The following is a 17724-nucleotide window of genomic DNA, read 5'->3' as shown; positions in this document are numbered from 1 at the left end:
AATTGCGCAAGCAACTTTCGTCCGATTGAATGAGGGATGTGACCCACACCATACCGCTGTCGGACGTGCTGACGGCGCTGACCAGCTCCGTCGTCACGCTGGTGGACGCGCCCGCCGGCGAGGACGTGCTGGTCGGTTCCGTGGCGTTCATGGACATCGACGACCTGACCATGGACATGCCGCCCGGCCGGGCATTGCCGGAGGTGTACCTGCAGGTCGGCGTGGGTGACGACGATGCCACGCGCTGGGTGCGCGACCTGGGCGAGCGCTGCCCGGCCGAGCACCGGCCGCGGGTGGTGTTCTCCAAGAGCGTCTCGGCGCGGTTGCGCGAAGCCGCCCACGAGTCCGGGATAGCGCTGGTCGAGGTGCATCCGCATGCCCGCTGGGAGATGGTCCACGCGCTGATCGAACGGATCACCGGACACGGGCCGCGGGCCGCCGTGGAATCCGTGCCCGCGCTCGACACCGACCTGTTCGGGCTGGCGCAGTCGGTGGGCGAGTCGACCGGGGGGCTGGTGACCATCGAGGACGACCAGTCCCGGGTGCTGGCGTACTCGGCCGACAGCACGGCCTCCGCCGACGCCGTGCGCCGGCTGTCGGTGCTGGGGCGGCAGGGCCCGGCCGGGTACCTGCACTGGTTGCAGCGCGCGGGCGTATTCGATCGCCTGCGCAATTCCGGTGAGCCCGTGGAGGTTCCGGCCCAGCCGGAATGGGAGACGCGGCGGCGCTTGGCGATCGGGATCCGCGAGCCGGGGCGCGACGGGCCGCGCGCACCGGCCGTACTCGGCACGATCTGGGTGCAGGAGGCCACCGAGCCCCTGCGCGCGGACAGCGACCGGGTGCTGCGCGGCGCGGCTTCCATTGCGGCACGGGTGATCTGGCGTACGCGCCACGCTCCGACGACCGACGCCCTGCTGATCCAGCGGCTGCTCGGCGCGCACGGCGGCGACGTCGACCTCGCCGCCTTCGCCGAAACATTCGCCATGGCGGCCGACGGGCAGGCCGCGGTGGTCGGGTTCGCCCCGCACGGGTCGAAGGACGCGGCGGCAGCGCTGCCTCGCGGCACGGTCACACTTCGCTTGCACGCCAGTGCCTTCCGGCAGGACTGTGTGACCACCCGGATCGGCGACCGGCTGTACGTGCTGTTCCCCGAGCACCGGTCGGTGGACCGGGTGACCTCGTGGACCCGGCAGGTTATCGAGCAGCTCGCCGAGGGGTCCGGGCTGACGCTGCGGGCAGCCGTCGCCGCCCCGGTCGCCGGGCTCGCCGACGCGTCCCGGGCGCGCGCCGAGGTGGACCGCGTCCTGGACCGCACCGCGAATCTGCCTGCGGCCGAGCCGGTCACGACGCTGGCCCGCTCTCGCACCACCGTGCTGCTCGCGGAGATCCTCACGGTGATCGCCGACCGCCCGGAGCTCCGCGATCCGCGCCTGGACACCCTCGTCGACTACGACACCACCTACTCCGCCGAACTGCGCGCCAGCCTCGACACCTACCTCACCCACCGCGGCGACGTCCGCGCCGCCGCCGCCGAACTACGCATCCACCCCAACACCCTCCGCTACCGCATCCGCCGCGCCACCCAGCTCATGGGCATCGACCTCGGCTCCGCCCCCGACCGTCTCCTGCTGGAAATCCAGCTGGCCGCGCACCGGAATGCGAAGTCAGGCTGATGACATCAGCACGACCGCACTCAGCCCACCCTCGTCATCCCGGCATGGCGGGAGCGCGCTGCCAGTACCAGGGCCACACCGAACCGGCCTGAGCGGACGCAAATCGTTGCCGCGCGACATTTTCCGCCGCGGCGAACTCGGCTGCGTCCGCTCAGGCCGGGTCTCACGCCTTGGTGATCGAAACCCGCACGCCCCCCGCCACTTCGGCGGCGTCCGGACCCGGGTCGCCGAAGGTGAGAGTGGTGGCGAGGACCTCCCCGGCGATCAGGTCGCGGTGGGTTTCGGCCCACTGCTTGTGCGCGGCGGGGACGTCGAGGACCAGGGTGATGCGGTCGGAGACGTCCAGGCCCAGGGACTTGCGGGTCTCCTGGAGGTCGCGGATGAGGTCGCGGGCCCAGCCCTCGGCCTCCAGCTCCTCGGTGACCTCCGAGTTCAGCACCACCAGACCGGCATTGCCGGGCAGCGCGGCGGTGGACTCCGGCTCGGCGGCCACCAGCCGCTGGGTGTACTCCTCGGGCAGCAGTTCCACACCGGCCGCGCTGACCACACCCGCCGGACTCTCCGACCACTCCCCGGCCTTGACCGCCTTGATCACCGTCTGCACGGTCTTACCCAGCCGCGGCCCGGCCGCCCGCGCGTTGACGACCAGCTCGAACCGGCCGTGCGCGGCGACATCGGTGGTCAGATCGACCCGCTTGACGTTCACCTCGTCGGCGACCAGGTCCGTGAACGGCGCGAGCCGGTCCGCGTCCGGCGCGGCGATGGTCAGCTCCGACAACGGCAGCCGCACGCGCAGGTGCTGGGCCTTGCGCAGGCTCAGCGCGGTCGAGCACACCGCACGCACCTCGTCCATCGCCGACACCAGCTCCGGATCCTTCGGCAGCTCGGTGGCGGCGGGCCAGTCGGTCAGGTGCACCGAGCGGCCCCCGGTGAGTCCGCGCCAGACCACCTCGGTGATCAGCGGCAGCAGCGGCGCGGCCAGCCGGGTGGTCACCTCCAGCACCGTGTGCAGGGTGTCGATGGCGTCGCGGTCCTCGTCCCAGAACCGCGAACGCGACCGGCGCACATACCAATTGGTGAGCGCGTCGGCGAAGGTGCGCAGTTCGTCGCAGGCGGCGGCGATGTCGTAGACCTCGAGCGCCTCGGTCATCGCGTCCCGCGCCGCGGCCAGCTTGGCCAGGATGTAGCGATCCAGCACATGCGGTGAATCCGTGCGCCACACACCGGGTTTCGACGCATACAGCTGCAGGAACGTCCACGCGTTCCACAGCGGCCGCAGCGCGTGGCTCACGCCCTCGCGGATGCCGCGCTCGGTGACGATGAGGTTGCCGCCGCGCAGCACCGGGGACGCCATGAGGAACCAGCGCATGGCGTCGGAGCCGTCGCGGTCGAACACCTCGTTGACGTCAGGATAGTTGCCCTTGGACTTGGACATCTTCAGCCCGTCGTCGCCGAGCACGATCCCGTGCGCCACCACGGATTTGAACGCCGGGCGGTCGAACAGGGCCGTGGACAGCACGTGCAGGTTGTAGAACCAGCCGCGAGTCTGCCCGTTGTACTCGACGATGAAATCGCCGGGGCTGTGCGCCTTCTCGTCGTGGGTGCCCTCGAACCACTCCTTGTTCTCGAACGGGTAGTGCACCTGCGCGTAGGGCATCGACCCGGACTCGAACCAGCAGTCCAGCACCTCCGGCACCCGCCGCATCATCGACTTGCCGGTAGGGTCATCGGGATTCGGCCGCACCAGTTCGTCGATCGCGGGGCGGTGCAGATCCTTCGGCCGCACGCCGAAGTCGTGCTCGAGCTGATCCAGCGAGCCGTACACGTCCACGCGCGGATACTCCGGATCGTCGGACACCCACACCGGGATCGGCGCGCCCCAGTAGCGATTACGACTGATGTTCCAGTCCCGCGCGTTCTCCAGCCACTTGCCGAACTGGCCGTCGCGGATGTGCTCGGGCACCCAGGTGATCTCCTGGTTCAACTCCACCATCCGGTCGCGGAACTTGGTCACCGCGACGAACCAGGACGGCACCGCCATGTAGATCAGCGGCCGGCCGGAGCGCCAGCTGTGGGGGTAGGAGTGCTCGATCGTCTCGTGCCGCAACAGTTTTCCGGCGGTCTTGAGGTCCTTGATGATGACCGGGTTGGCGTCGAAGATCATCAGGCCCTCGTACGGCGGCACCATCGAGGTGAACTTGCCGCCCTGGTCCAGCGGCTGCACGAGCTCGATGTCGTTGGCCGCGCAGACCTCCATGTCCTCCTCGCCGAACGCCGGCGCGAGATGCACGACACCGGTACCGGAGTCGGTGGTCACGTAGTCGGCCTCGAGGACGCGGTGCGCGTTCGGGTGTCCTAGGAAGAAGTCGAACGGCGGACGGTAGCGCAGGCCGACCAGCGCGGCGCCCGAATACTCCGCGCGCACCCGCGGCTCGTCGCCCAGTTCGCGGGCGTAGTGCGAAACCCGTTCCGACGCCAGCAGATACCGCTTGCCGTCGCCGCCCTCGACGTGGACATAGGTGATGTCGGGATGGACGGCGACCGCCAGGTTGGACGGCAGCGTCCACGGCGTGGTGGTCCAGATCAGCGCGTGCGCGCCGTCCAGCTCGTGCAGGGGGTGGTCCGCGGGCACGGTCAGCGTCATCTCGACCGTGACGGCCGGATCCTGCCGCATGCGATAGGCGTCGTCCAGGCGCGCCTCCTGGTTCGACAGCGGGGTCTGCTCGTACCAGCTGTAGGGCAGCACCCGGAAGCCCTGATACACCAGCCCCTTGTCGTACAACGACTTGAACGCCCACATCACCGACTCCATGAAGTCGGGATCGAGTGTCTTGTAGTCGTTGTCGAAGTCGACCCAGCGGGCCTGACGGGTCACATACGCGCGCCACTCGTTGGTGTAACGCAACACAGACGATTTGCACGCGGCATTGAATTCCGCGAGTCCCATCTCATCGATCTGTGATTTGTCCGTGATACCGAGCTGCTTCTCCGCTTCGATTTCCGCGGGCAGTCCGTGCGTGTCCCAGCCGAAGCGCCGCTCGACCTTCTTGCCGCGCATGGTCTGAAAGCGCGGGATCAAATCCTTCACGTATCCGGTGAGCAGATGGCCGTAATGCGGCAACCCGTTGGCGAACGGTGGTCCGTCGTAGAAGACGAACTCCGGTGCGCTGGAACGATTCTCGACGCTGGCTCGGAAGGTGTCGTCGGCGGCCCAGTAGTCGAGCACGCGCTGCTCCAGGTCGGGGAACGACACCTGGCCACCGGAACCGAGAGCGGCGCGCGGATAGGCGGGGACGGGCTCGGGGACGGCGTTGCTGGGGGATGTCTGATCCGCCATGTCGGGCAGTGGTCTCCTCGTGCCGACGCGCCGGTGGGGCGCGTAACCGGTGGGCACGGGGACGATTCCGGCGCCGGTGCGCCGAGACCGCGGTACCACCCCGCTTGTCCGGGCGTCGCGCCGTCGTGCGGCCCGCGCCGAGACCTCTCGTCGTGAGCTGTGACGGGCTCACCCGTTCGGTTCTACTGAGCTCCGGGACCGGGCCGTAGGCCGCGGCCGATGCCGTTCTTCCGAAGGCTCCCCGGTGATCGCCGGATCAGTGCCGATGTTCAGGTTTGATTGTAGCCAGCGTGGGCAATGTTATTTCCGGGCCCCATCGGCGTGGCCCGTCCCCCATGCTCATCGCCGGGCGTGGCGACCGGGACGCGAGGACTGATCGTCGTCGTCGGAGTCGCGCATCGACAGCGCGCTCACCAGCAGCAGCACGGCGCCGACGACACACACCACGATGCACCCCCAGGCCCAGATCACCGAGCCGGTGGTCAGCGCCGTCACCAGCAGGGCGAATCCGATGGCGGCCAGGACGAGCGTCAGGACGAGCATGGTCACCCCCTACGCGGGCCAGGTGGCTCGACGAGCTTGCGTACCACACGACAGCACGGCACCCCCGAATCCGGCACAGCCGCGGAGCCGGCGGAAATCCGAACGGAACGAAACTACTTGCCGCCCTGGGCGAACGACGCGGGCGCGTGGTTGTTGGCGCCGTCGAAGGTGTCGCCGCCGTCCACCGGAACCGCCGAACCACGGTTCTCCAGCTCCTCGAGCTGCGACTCCAGGTAAGACTTCAGCCGCACCCGGTATTCCCGCTCGAAGGTCTTCAGCTGCTCGATCCGGCTCTCCAGCACGCTGCGCTGCTGGGTGATCGTCGCCATGATCTCGGTGTGCTTGCGCTCGGCGTCGGCCTGCAGGGCGTCGGCCTTCTCCTTGGCCTGACGCAGCTGGTTGTCCGAGCGGGTCTGCGCGTCGGAGAGCATGGACTCGGCCTTCTGGCGCGCCTCGGCGATCATGCCCTCGGACCGGGTGCGGGCATCGCTGACCAGTCGCTCCGAATTTGCCCGCGCGTTCGACAGCAGGTTCTCGGCCTCGGTCTTGGCGTCGCTGGTGAGCCGGTCGGCCATCTCCTGCGCCAGGCTCAACACCTTCGCGGCCTGTAGGTTCGCGTCCGCGGCGTCCTTCGGCGAGGAGGGCGGGGCGGCCTGCACGACCGGCGCCGGCGGCGGCACGGGGACCGGTTTGGGCGGTTCGGGCTGCGGCGGAGCCGGTTTCACGGCCTGCGGCGCCGGGCGCGGCGCCTTCTTGGCCTCGGCCAGCTCGGAATCCAGCTCGGCAACCCGCTGGCGCAGGTCGGCGTTCTCCTCGATGAGGCGTGAGAGCTCCTGCTCGACCAGGTCGAGGAAGGCGTCGACTTCATCCTCGTTGTAGCCGCGCTTCCCGATCGGCGGTTTGCTGAACGCGACGTTGTGCACATCGGCTGGGGTCAGCGGCATGGAAGGATCCCTTCACGCTTCGTACGGAGATCTAGCGGTAGATCTGGCAAGCTATTGTTCTCGGCCCATTCTGTCACACCTAGGTGACCGGCTGCCCGAGCCTACTGGTCACCGACATCAAGATGAACACGATGAAAAGCAGCACCATAATCGACAGATCGAGGCGAATTCCACCCAGGTTCACCGGCGGTATCAAGCGCCTCAGGAGTTTCACCGGTGGGTCGGTGATCGTGAAGATCACCTCCAGGACGACGGCAACTACGCCACGCGGATGCCAGTCACGCGCGAAGTTGCGGATGAACTCGACGATCACTCGGCTGATCAACAACAGCCAGAAGAGGAACAGGAGTACATACAGCACCTGGAACAAGGCCACGTGACCACTTTGCCTCAGAATCGGTGTCCTGCAAACTCCCCGCGCCGTCGGACCGCGGCGTCACTCCCCCGATCGCGGCGTGTCGACCGGGGGCGCGGCCGCGACGCGACTCCCCGGCGGCAACGCTATTTCTGGTTGTAGAAGCCGGTTTCGGCGATCCGGCGGCGCTCCTCGGCCGATACGTCGACGTCGGCCGGTGAGAGCAGGAACACCTTGGTCGCGACCTTGTCGAAGGAGCCGCGCAGCGCGAACGCCAAGCCGGCGGCGAAGTCGACCAGGCGGCGGGCGTCGGCGTTGCTCATCTCGACCAGGTCCATGATCACCGGCGTGCCGTCGCGGAAACGCTCACCGATGATGGCGGCCTCGGCGTAGGTCCGCGGGCGCAGCGTCGTGATCTTGGACAAGGGGCCTCCGTCCTCGAACACCGGCGCGCGGCGCGGTGCCGGCTCGAAACGGGCCTGTTCCTCCAGTCGCCGCTCCTCCATCCGGCGCTCGACCTCCGGGTCGACCGCCAGCGCGCCGTGCGTGGTGCCGCGCACCATCGGCGTGCCGCCGCCGAGCCGGTCCATCCCCCGCCCACGGCCGGACGGACCGGCGTCGATGCGTGTGGGACGGCGCGGCGGTTCGTACCGGTCGTCGGCGTAGGAGTCCTCGACGTAGTCGTCGCGGCGGGCGACGGTGTAGCCGGGCCGGTAGGGCGCCTTGTACGACGGCTCCGCGTAGCCGGGCTCGTCGTCGTAGCGGTCGTCACCGAACCGGGAACGACCACTGTCGTAACGGGATTCGCCGAAGTCGCGCGGCCGGCGCGCGCTTCGGTCCTCGATCCCCCGAGGGCCGCGGTCGTCGACGTAATCGTCTTCGTATTCCTCGAGCGGAACCATGCCGAAGTACGCCTTGAACCTGTGCAGCGTGCTCATGCCTTCACCTCGCTTGCACTCGACCCCAGCACGAGCACGCTCGTGGCTGCGCTGACATCTCGCTCGCTGCGCTCGCTCATCCTGGTCGACCTTCCTACGGCACCCGGTTGGCGTGGGGTGTTGAAGTCCTGCTCAGTTCTCGTCAGTCCCCAGCATAATGTTTCGAATGTGACTGATGAGGTTTGTTTGCTATCCCGAGGTTATCGGTCGAGCGCCCATCAAGGCGGTACCGACACGCACGCACGTGGAACCGTGTCGGATTGCGATCTCCAGGTCACCGGACATGCCGGCGGACAGTTCGGTGGCCTCCGGATGGTCCGCACGCAGCCGGGCGTGCAGCTCGGCGAGGCGGGCGAACGCGGGCTCGGGATCGGCGTCCAGCGGCGGAATCGCCATCAATCCGGCCAATCCGAGGTGCTCCGTCTGGGCCACCTGTTCGGCCAGGCGCGGCAGGTCATCCGGGGCGACACCGCCGCGGGTCGGATCGCTGTCCAGGCTGACCTGGAGTAGGACCCGCAGCGGCGTGTCGCGCTGTCCGGCCTCGCGCGCCGCGGCGGTCCCGCTGTCCAGCGCCGCGGCGAGCCGTTCGCTGTCCACCGAGTGCACGGCATGGGCCCAGCGGGCGACGGATTTCGCCTTGTTGCGCTGCAGGCGGCCGATCATGTGCCAGCGCAAGCCCGAAAGCCGTTGCAGGTCGGCCGCCTTCGCCGACGCCTCCTGCTCGCGTGACTCCCCGAATTCCCGTCTATCCAGGGCATATAGGTGCTCGATATCCGACGCCGGGAAGAATTTCGTTACCGGAAGCAACGTGGTCTCGCCCGGATCCCGCCCCGCCGCTCGGCTCGCGGATTCGATCCGCTCCGTCAACTCGGCCAGGGCCCTCGACAGTTCGGTGGCCCGGACGGATTCCGCGGCGGCGGTGCCGGATTCGGCCGTCATAGAACAACTCCCTCGAATGCGAAACGGATCACGAATGTGCCGGGCGTGTCGATTGTCCATTTTCCGCCTATTTCACGGAATCACCTTCGATGATGCCCCTAAAAGAAGGGGCAGCCAGTGATATCGCGTTGCGGTGGGGCAGCCAGTGATATCGCGTTGCCGCGGGCAACCGGTGGTACCGCCCTTATTCCGATGAACCCGCGGACTCCATCCAGATGACGCCCGCGATGCGGCCGGTGGGCGCGCCGCGACGGTGGCTGAACAGTGTCCGGTCCTCGATGGTGCAGCGCGGGTCGACGGCGACGGCGCCGACACCGGCCTCCTCGAGTTGACGGCGGATGCCCGCGCGCAGATCGAGGCCGGGGGTGCCCTTCGCGGTGGTCGTGGCGCTGCCCGGCAGGTGGGCCGCCACATCGTCGCGCATGGCCGCCGGGACCTCGTACTGCCGTCCGCTCGCGGCGGGGCCCAGGAACGCCCCCACCCGTTCGAGTCTCGCGCCCGCGCCGACCATGACCTCCAGTACCCGTGGCACGATGCCGATGCGCGCGCCCATCCGGCCGGCGTGCACGGCCGCGATCACCCCGGCCTCGTCGTCGGACAGCAGGATGGGCACGCAGTCGGCCGTCAGCACCACCAGCGCCAAGCCGGGCACGGTCGTGACCAGCGCGTCGGTCACCGGCACCGGCTCCGGGCGGGGACCGTCCACCAGCTCGACGTTGCGCCCGTGCACCTGCTCCATCCAGACCAGCCGCTCCGGCGGCAGCCCGATGCCCTCGGCCAGTCGTAACCTGTTGCGCCGCACCGCCTCCGGATCGTCGCCGACGTGGTCGCCGAGATTGAACGAGTCGTAGGGCGCCCGCGAGAAGCCACCGGCGCGCGTGGTGGTCACCCGCCGGGTCCGGACCGAAACAGTCGTCATACCCCTGAGGTTAGTAGCCACGCCGCGGCAACCATCCCACGTGCGCCGACCCGCTCCCGCGAGCCGGATGCGACTCGCCACGAACCGGTGTCCGGTCCGGACAGGTCGCCGACACGAACACACCCGCTCCGGGGTCCGGAGCGGGTGTGTGGATCGGCGGAGCGGTGCCGGGATCGAAGGGCTAGCGCCGCATGAACGAGGGCACGTCCACGTCGTCGTCGGTGTCCTCGTCCGGGGGCTGGATGTGCGTGCGGGAGTTGTGCGCGACCGTCGGATCGCTCGCCGGGCGGGGCTCGTAGGAGGGCGCGGGGCCGCGCTGCACGGGCGCGGCGGCCGGGGCCGGTTCCGTCGACCGGGTGGATCCGAAGTCGGTGCTGCTGCGCGTCGCGGTCTGGCCGATCTCGCCCGCACGGGCCGAGCCGATGGTGGAACGGCCGGAGGAGTCGATGCGCCGAGACGGGGTGCCGCCGTCGAAACCGGCGGCGATGACCGTCACGCGCACCTCGTCACCGAGCGAATCGTCGATCACCGTGCCGAAGATGATGTTGGCCTCGATATGCGCGGCCTCCTGCACCAGCGAGGCGGCCTCGTTGATCTCGAACAGACCGAGATCCGAACCGCCCGCGATCGACAGCAGCACCCCGTGGGCGCCGTCCATCGACGCCTCCAGCAGCGGCGAATTGATCGCCGATTCGGCGGCCTTCACCGAACGGCCCTCGCCGCGTGCGGATCCGATGCCCATCAGCGCCGACCCGGCACCCGACATGACGCTCTTGACGTCGGCGAAGTCGACGTTGATCAGGCCCGGGGTGGTGATCAGGTCGGTGATGCCCTGCACACCGTTGAGGAGCACCTCGTCCGCGGAACGGAAGGCGTCCATCAGGCTGACCGCGGCATCGCCCAGCTGTAGCAGTCGGTCGTTGGGGATCACGATCAGCGTGTCGCAGGATTCCCGCAGCCCCTGGATGCCGTTCTCGGCCTGGTTGCTGCGGCGCTTGCCCTCGAACGAGAACGGGCGCGTCACCACGCCGATGGTCAGCGCGCCCAGCTTGCGGGCGATGCTGGCGACCACGGGGGCGCCGCCGGTACCGGTGCCACCGCCCTCGCCGGCGGTGACGAAGACCATGTCGGCGCCCTTGAGCACCTCTTCGATCTCGTCCTTGTGGTCCTCGGCGGCCCTGCGGCCCACCTCCGGATCCGCACCGGCGCCCAGACCGCGGGTGAGCTCGCGGCCGACGTCCAGCTTGACGTCCGCGTCACTCATCAGCAGCGCCTGCGCGTCCGTATTGACCGCGATGAACTCGACTCCCTTGAGTCCCTGTTCGATCATCCGGTTGACGGCATTCACGCCGCCGCCGCCGATACCGACGACCTTGATCACTGCAAGGTAGTTGTGCGGGGGCGTCATGGGCTCTCGCCTTCCTTCGATCTAAAGCCTGTCGTTTTCGGATTCTCGGCAGAACACCGACCGTTCGGTTCGAGCTAACCCGGGCTTTTCGATCGGGCAAACCCTAAACCTCAACAATAGGGTTAGCGTTATGTCAAGTATCCGACTGCTGCGGAACGCTATTCGCACCCGCCGCAATCCGCGCGCAGGCGCGCCGAAACGAGCGTGAGAATCTTGTGTGATCCGTCTCGTCCGAGCCCGCCCCGCATCGTATCGCGAACGGCCGCTCCGTGCGCCGCGAATCGTTCCCGGTGCCCGCGGAATTTCGGCGGCTGCCGGTGACAGTCACCGAAAACACCGAAGGCACAACGGGTATCACTCACTTTACCGTTACCAGATCGGGGCTGGACACGTCGAACACCGTGCCCGGCCGCGTCAGCACCGGCAACACCACCGCGGCCTTGCGCGCCGAATCGTCCGCACCACCCCACAGTACGGTGCGCCCGTCGGTGAGATTCAGTTCGATGTTCGAAACCGACCGTGCCACAACCTCTCCCACCTGCGCGCGCAGCGCCGGCGGAGCGGCGTCGAGCACCGCCACCGCCGCCCGAGTGACCGGGTCGCTACCACTCGGATGATCGGTCGAGAGCTTCGGCACGCCCGGGGGCGGCGGTTCGACCGCGTATTCGACGCTGTCGACGTCGAGCAGATGCGAGCCCTGCGGGCTGTCGTAGAACAGCACCGGAGTGCGCTCCTCGACGGTGATCCGCACGGTTCCCGGAAACTCTCGTTGCACGCGAGCGGAATGAATCTTCGGAATGCCCGCCACCCGCCGCGCCACCGCGTCGGTATCGATGCGCAACATCGATCGTCCCTCGGGAATTCGCACCACCTCCCGCACCTGCTCCTCCGGAACAGTCACGAGGCCCTCGATGCGCACGGTGCGCGCCGAGAAAACCGGCGTGAAATAGGCGACGGCTATCGCGACGATCAGCAGCGCCACTACGGGCAAGCCCCACAGCACAATTCGCCGGACCGGCAACTCGCGCAGCCGGTCCGCGCCGCCGATCCGCCCGCCGCTCACCGTCCCGCCGGCGGCCGCACCCGCAGCCCGTCGAGGATCTGTCCCCCGAGCATGGTCACGTCGCCCGCGCCCATGGTGATCACGACGTCGCCGGGGCGGGCCAGGCTCGCGGCCTGACGCCCGACCCGCGACATGTCCGGCTGATAGTGCACCGGCTTGCCGACGGCCTGGGCGACCAGCGCGCCGTTGACGCCGGGCAGCGGCTCCTCGCGGGCGCCGTAGACATCGAGCACCACCACCTCGTCCGCCAGGTCGAGCGCGGCGCCGAATTCGGTGGCGAAGGTGGCGGTACGGCTGTACAGGTGCGGCTGGAACACCACGATCACCCGGCCCTGGCGCGAGCGGGCGCCGTCGGCGGCCTCCTGCCGCACCAGTTCGGCGGCGGCGCCGAGCACGGCACGCACCTCGGTGGGATGGTGGGCGTAGTCGTCGAACACCCGCACCCCGTTCTCGCGGCCGACGAACTGGAACCGCCGGTGCACTCCCCCGAAACCCTCCAGGCCCTGCAGCAATTCGTCGACCGCGGCCCCGGTCTCGCGGGCGGCCAGCAGCGCGGCCAGCGCGTTCAACGCCATGTGGCGGCCGGGCACCGCCAGCCGCAGCGTGCGCGGCGCGGGCTCGTCGGAGAACTGGAAGGTGACCACGCCGCCGACATCGCGCGGCTCCCACGACAGCATCCGCGCACCGGCCGAAACGGGCGCGCCGGGCAGCTCGCCGGAACCGTAGCCGAGCACGCGGATATCCAGGTCCCCGGCGGCCTGCCGCGCGGCGACCCGCTCGGCCAGCGCGTACGAGCCCGGATCGTCCAGACACACCACCAGCAGCCCGCCGGGCCGCAATCGCGCCACGAAATCGTCGAAGACCTGGACGTAGGCCTCGTCGGAACCGAAGAAGTCCAGGTGGTCGGATTCGATATTGGTGACGACAGCGACGTCCGGGTCGTACTGCAGGAGCGAGCCGTCGGATTCGTCGGCCTCGGCCACGAAGAAACCGCCGCTGCCGTGATGGGCGTTGGTCCCGGCCTCGTTCAGCTCGCCGCCGACCGCGAAGGACGGGTCGAGACCGCAGTGCTGCAGGGAGACCACCAGCATCGAGGTGGTCGAGGTCTTGCCGTGGGTGCCCGACACCAGCAGCGTGCGATGGCCGCGCATCAGCTCGGCGAGCACGGTGGGGCGCAGCAGCACGGGCACCCCGCGCCGCTTCGCCTCCACCAGTTCGGGATTGGTCTTGGGGATGGCCGCGTAGGTCGTCACGACCGCCGTCGGGCCGCCGGGGAGCAGATCGAGGGCGGAGGCGTCGTGTCCGATGCGCACCTGGGCGCCGCGGGCCCGCAGTGCGAGCACGCCGCGACTCTCCTTGGCGTCGGATCCGGAGACCGCGCCGCCGCGCGAGAGCAGGATGCGGGCGATGCCGGACATCCCGGCGCCGCCGATGCCGACCATGTGCACGCGCCGCAGCAGCGGCGGTAGTTCCTGTTCCGTCACCGGCCGGCCACCTCCACCACAATCCGCGCCACCGTGTCGGCGGCCTCGCGATGGCCCGCCCCGGCGGCCGCGGCCGCCATGCCCGACAGCCGCCCCGGATCGGTGAGCAGCGGAATCACCTCGTCGATCACGTATTTCGCGGTCAGTTCCGAATCCGGCACAATTCTGCCACCACCCTGGGCCACGATCGGGCGGGCGTTGAGTTCCTGTTCGCCGTTGCCGTGTGGCAGCGGGACGTAGAACGCGGGCAGGCCGACCGCCGACACCTCGGCCACGGTCATGGCGCCGGATCGGCACACCGCCGCGTCGGCGGCGGCGTAGGCCAGGTCCATTCGAGACAGATAGGGCAGCGCCACATACTTCGCCGCGCCCTGCGGATCGACACCCGTGATCTCCAGGGTGTTCTTGGGTCCGTGCGCGTGCAGCACCGACACCCCCGCCGCCGTCAGCTGCGTCGCGGCGGCCGACACCGCCTCGTTGAGCCGTCGCGCTCCCTGCGAACCGCCGAACACCAGCAGCACCGGCCCCTCGGCGGGCAACCCGAAATGGGCGCGGGCCTCCGCGCGCAGCGCCGCCCGGTCCAGGGTCGCGATGGTCTCGCGCACCGGGATTCCCACGATCTCCGCGTCGCCGCGTCCCCGCGCCCGCACCCCGGAATTCGCCACCGCGGCCAACACCCGGGCGGCGCGACGCGCGCCCACCTTGTTCGCGATGCCCGCCTTGACGTTCGCCTCGTGCACCACCACCGGCACGGACCGCCGCCGGGCACTCCCGAGCGAAACACCGCGCCCGGCCGCGAGATACGCGGGCAGCGCGACATAGCCGCCGAAACCGACGATCACGTCCGCCTCGACCTCCTCGATCACCGCGCGGGTGCGCGCCACCGCCGACCGCACCCGCGCGGGCAGCCGCAGCAGATCGCCGGACGGCTTGCGCGGCAACGGCACCGGCGGAATCAGTTCGAGGGGATATCCGCGTTCGGGGACCAGCGCGGTCTCCAATCCGCGTGCGGTGCCCAGCGCGGTGATCCGGATCGAGGGGTCCACTCGGCGCAGCGCGTCGGCGACCGCCATCGCGGGTTCGATATGGCCGGCGGTGCCCCCGCCCGCGACTATCACCGAGAGTGCCCGTCCCCCAGGTCTTTCCGTCTCGGACCTGACGCTCCCGCCGGTTGTCACCTCGAATTACCCCGTTCTCTCGCATGTGTCATCGGATAGCTCGGTTCCCAGGCGCGCGTCGAGCGCCACGAACTCGTCGTGCGGCTCTCGCGCCGGCCCGTATCCGCCGCCCGGCGCCGGGCGGAATCCGAATCTATCGAGCGGCGCTGCGGCGGTTCCGAACCACCCCGCCGACCGCTGCCGCGCCGGTCGCCCGGGGCCAGTTCGCGCCGTGGCGGCGCGGCGCGCAGACCCGAGCGGCCGCGCGCGGCCTGGGCCCGCGCCGCGGAGTACATCTCCGGCCTGGGCAGCCGCAGCAAGCGGCTCATCCGGCCGTCCTGTCCGGCGTGCAGCGCCGCCACCGCCTCGGGTTCGTGCCGGGCGGCGCTGGCGATGATGCCGAACATCAGCAGCGTGATGGCCAAGGACGACCCGCCCGCCGACACCAGCGGCAACTGCAGACCGGTCACCGGGAGCAGCCCCACCACATAGCCGATGTTGATCAGGGCCTGCCCGGTGATCCAGAAGGTCGCGGTCGCGGTGAGCAGCCGCAGGAACGGATCCACCGAGCGGCTCGCGATCCGCAGCCCGGTGTGCGCGAACAGCGCCAGCAGGCCCAGAACCAATGCGCAGCCGAGGAATCCGAGTTCCTCGCCGATGATCGCGAAGATGAAGTCGTTGTGCGCGTTGGGCAGATAGCTCCACTTGGCGCGGCTCTGCCCGAGCCCGCGGCCCCAGATGCCGCCGTCGGCGAGCGAGAACAGCGCCTGGCGCGCCTGATAGCCGATACCCTGCGGATCGTCGCCGGGATTGAAGAACGCGCGCATCCGGTCGGAGCGATACCCGGCGGAAAGCGCCAGCACGCCCGCGGCGATCACGCCGGACACCGCGATGGTCACGAACAGCCGCACCGGCAGCCCGCCGAACCACAGCAGCGCAGCCAGGATCAGGCCCAGCGCGATGGTCGTCGACAGGTTCGGCTCCAGCACCACCAGCAGGCACGCCAGCAGACCGGCCGGCACCAGCGGCACCATGATCTCTTTGTAGTTCGCCTGCTCCGAGCGCCGCGCCGCGAGCAGATGTGCGCCCCAGATGATCAGCGTGACCTTCACGACCTCCGACGGCTGCACCGAGGCGAACCCGAGATCGAACCAGCGCCGCGACCCCTGCACCTGCGAGCCGATGCCGGGAATCAGCACCAGCACCAGCAGCAGCACCGACCCGGCGAACAGCGGGAACGACAGCTGCCGCAGCCGCCGCAGCGGTAATCGCAGCGCCAGATAGAACAGCACCGCGCCGATCGCCGCGAACAGCGCCTGCTGGATGAACAGCTTGTAGGCCGACCCGCCGTCGGCGTAGGACTCGACGCTGGACGCCGACAGCACCATCACCAGCCCGAGCGTGGTCAGCAGGGCGGCGATGGTGACGATCAGATGGAAGTCGGCCAGCGGGCGCGCCAGCCAGGCACCGAACCAGGTTGCGGTGGGCTTGCGCGCCTTTTCGGTCACTGCGGGCTCCCGATATCTTCCTCGTCGAGCGCCTGCACCGCCGCGACGAAACTGCGTCCCCGCTGGGTGTAGTCGGCGAACATGTCGAGCGAGGCCGCGGCGGGCGCCAGCAGCACCGTGTCCCCGCGGCGGGCGTAACCGGCGGCGAGCCGCACCGCCCGCGCCATCACCGCGTCCGCTCCATCGATCTCGGACGTGAGTTCCACACCCATCACAGCATCGTCACCCGAACCCAGCTCGACCACGGGGACATCGGGCGCGTGTCGCGCCAACGCCGCGGCGACGACCGGGGCGTCCTGCCCGAACAGCACGGCCGCCACGAGCCGATCCGCGACCTCTTCGACCAGATCGTCGATGTGCGCGCCCTTGAGCTGACCACCGGCCAGCCAGACCACCTGCGGATGCGCCAGGATCGAGGAGCGCGCGGCGTGCGGGTTGGTGGCCTTGGAGTCGTCGACGAAGGTCACCCCGACCAGCTCGCGCACCAGCGCGGCGCGGTGCGGGCCCACCTTGTGCTCCTGCAGGCCCTCCTTGACGAATTGCGGTGCCACGTCGATGGACCGGGTCAGCGCCGCCGCGGCCAGGGCGTCGGCCACGCCGGCCGGGCCGGCCGGGCTGATGTCGCCGGTCTCGGCGAGGATCGCCGCCTTGGTGAACGCGCGGTCGAGCAGCTTGCCGTCGACCACGCCGAGTTCGCCGTCGGCGGGCACGCCGATCCGGAAGCCGACGGTGCGGCGCGCCTTGGATTTTCGGGCCAGCGCGGCGGCCACCGGATCGTCCAGGCCGACCACGCCGACGCGGCCGGTCAGCGCCCGCGCCTTGGCGGCGGCGTAGGCGTCCAGGCCGCCGTGCCAATCCAGGTGGTCCTCGGCGACATTGAGCACCACGCCGGCCTCCGGGCGCACCGACGGCGCCCAGTGCAGCTGGAACGACGACAGCTCCACGGCCAGCACCTGCGGACCGGGGTTGCGCCGCAACGCATCCAGGATCGGCAGGCCGATGTTGCCGCAGGCGACGCTCGGGATACCGGCCGCGCGCAGGATCGCGTGGGTCATCTGGGTGGTGGTGGTCTTGCCGTTGGTGCCGGTGATCACCAGCCACTTGCGCGCCGGGCCGTACAGCCGGGCCTGATCCACCCACCAGGCGAATTCGACATCGCCCCAGACCGGGATGCCCTCGGTGACCGCCGAGACCAGCACCGGCGAGTCCGGCCGCCAGCCCGGGCTGGTGATGACCAGCGCGAACCGGTCCAGCGCCGCGGGCTCGAGCAGTTCGTCGCCGGTGGCGGTGGTGAGTCCCAGTTCGGCGGCCTCGGCCATCGCCTTCTCACCGGCGTCGGTGACCACGGGCCGGGCCCCGATATCGCGCAGCGGCTCGATCAGCGACCTGCCCGACACCCCCCATCCCGCGACGAGAACGTCACGGCCACGCAGGAATTCGAGCATGGGGCCCGGTG

The 17724-nt window shown here is 69.7% G+C and carries 14 protein-coding genes; 1 reads left to right on the top strand and 13 read right to left on the bottom strand.

The genetic code is table 11. The features are described from left to right. Positions 1-29: 29 nt before the first annotated feature. Positions 30-1673 (top strand): PucR family transcriptional regulator, encoded by a 1644-nt coding sequence (locus tag QH470_RS28620; protein ID WP_425302804.1) that lies wholly within the window; start codon positions 30-32, stop codon positions 1671-1673. A gap of 163 nt (positions 1674-1836) precedes the next feature. On the opposite strand, the gene ileS is transcribed toward QH470_RS28620, so the two are convergent. The 13 genes from ileS to murD all read right to left on the bottom strand — a co-directional run bounded on the left by ileS (position 1837) and on the right by murD (position 17713). After that, the gene (gene ileS, locus QH470_RS28615) at positions 1837-5010 is read right to left on the bottom strand and encodes an isoleucine--tRNA ligase (RefSeq protein WP_280275460.1); all 3174 of its coding nucleotides are present in this window, start codon (positions 5008-5010) and stop codon (positions 1837-1839) included. Between the two features lie 339 nt (positions 5011-5349). Next, on the bottom strand, positions 5350-5553 hold the full coding sequence (locus QH470_RS28610) for a hypothetical protein (protein ID WP_280275459.1): 204 nt from the start codon (positions 5551-5553) through the stop codon (positions 5350-5352). 113 nt (positions 5554-5666) lie between these two features. Further along, the gene (wag31, locus tag QH470_RS28605) at positions 5667-6497 is read right to left on the bottom strand and encodes a DivIVA-like cell division protein Wag31 (protein ID WP_280275458.1); all 831 of its coding nucleotides are present in this window, start codon (positions 6495-6497) and stop codon (positions 5667-5669) included. A 79-nt stretch (positions 6498-6576) separates the two neighbouring features. Next, complete coding sequence (locus tag QH470_RS28600) at positions 6577-6873, bottom strand: YggT family protein (RefSeq protein WP_280275457.1); 297 nt, start codon at positions 6871-6873, stop codon at positions 6577-6579. A 125-nt stretch (positions 6874-6998) separates the two neighbouring features. Then, positions 6999-7790 carry a cell division protein SepF gene (locus QH470_RS28595; RefSeq protein WP_280275456.1) on the bottom strand — a complete coding sequence of 264 codons (792 nt, stop codon included), beginning with the start codon at positions 7788-7790 and terminating at the stop codon, positions 6999-7001. A 189-nt stretch (positions 7791-7979) separates the two neighbouring features. Next, positions 7980-8729, bottom strand: coding sequence for a YggS family pyridoxal phosphate-dependent enzyme (locus QH470_RS28590; RefSeq protein ID WP_280275455.1), 750 nt, complete (start codon positions 8727-8729; stop codon positions 7980-7982). 184 nt (positions 8730-8913) lie between these two features. After that, positions 8914-9648, bottom strand: a complete 735-nt coding sequence (gene pgeF / locus QH470_RS28585) for a peptidoglycan editing factor PgeF (RefSeq protein WP_280275454.1) — start codon at positions 9646-9648, stop codon at positions 8914-8916. Between the two features lie 181 nt (positions 9649-9829). Continuing rightward, a complete protein-coding gene (gene ftsZ, locus QH470_RS28580) occupies positions 9830-11056 on the bottom strand; it encodes a cell division protein FtsZ (RefSeq protein ID WP_280275453.1) in 1227 nt (408 codons plus the stop codon). 358 nt (positions 11057-11414) lie between these two features. Further along, on the bottom strand, positions 11415-12119 hold the full coding sequence (locus QH470_RS28575) for a cell division protein FtsQ/DivIB (protein ID WP_280275452.1): 705 nt from the start codon (positions 12117-12119) through the stop codon (positions 11415-11417). Then, the gene (gene murC / locus QH470_RS28570; protein WP_280275480.1) at positions 12116-13561 is read right to left on the bottom strand and encodes a UDP-N-acetylmuramate--L-alanine ligase; all 1446 of its coding nucleotides are present in this window, start codon (positions 13559-13561) and stop codon (positions 12116-12118) included. The genes QH470_RS28575 and murC overlap by 4 nt, the downstream gene beginning before the upstream one ends. 38 nt (positions 13562-13599) lie before the next feature. Next, complete coding sequence (murG, locus tag QH470_RS28565) at positions 13600-14781, bottom strand: undecaprenyldiphospho-muramoylpentapeptide beta-N-acetylglucosaminyltransferase (protein ID WP_280275451.1); 1182 nt, start codon at positions 14779-14781, stop codon at positions 13600-13602. Further along, positions 14778-16268, bottom strand: a complete 1491-nt coding sequence (gene ftsW, locus QH470_RS28560; protein ID WP_280275450.1) for a putative lipid II flippase FtsW — start codon at positions 16266-16268, stop codon at positions 14778-14780. Before ftsW ends, murG begins: the two co-directional genes overlap by 4 nt. Beyond that, positions 16265-17713: a UDP-N-acetylmuramoyl-L-alanine--D-glutamate ligase gene (murD, locus tag QH470_RS28555; protein ID WP_280275479.1), complete on the bottom strand. Its 1449-nt coding sequence runs from the start codon at positions 17711-17713 to the stop codon at positions 16265-16267. The genes ftsW and murD overlap by 4 nt, the downstream gene beginning before the upstream one ends. Between the last annotated feature and the right edge of the window lie 11 nt (positions 17714-17724).

Origin of the sequence: Nocardia wallacei (assembly GCF_029868745.1) — a bacterium.
GTDB classification, from domain to species: Bacteria; Actinomycetota; Actinomycetes; order Mycobacteriales; family Mycobacteriaceae; genus Nocardia; species Nocardia wallacei_B.
This window is presented reverse-complemented; position numbering and strand designations above follow the sequence as displayed.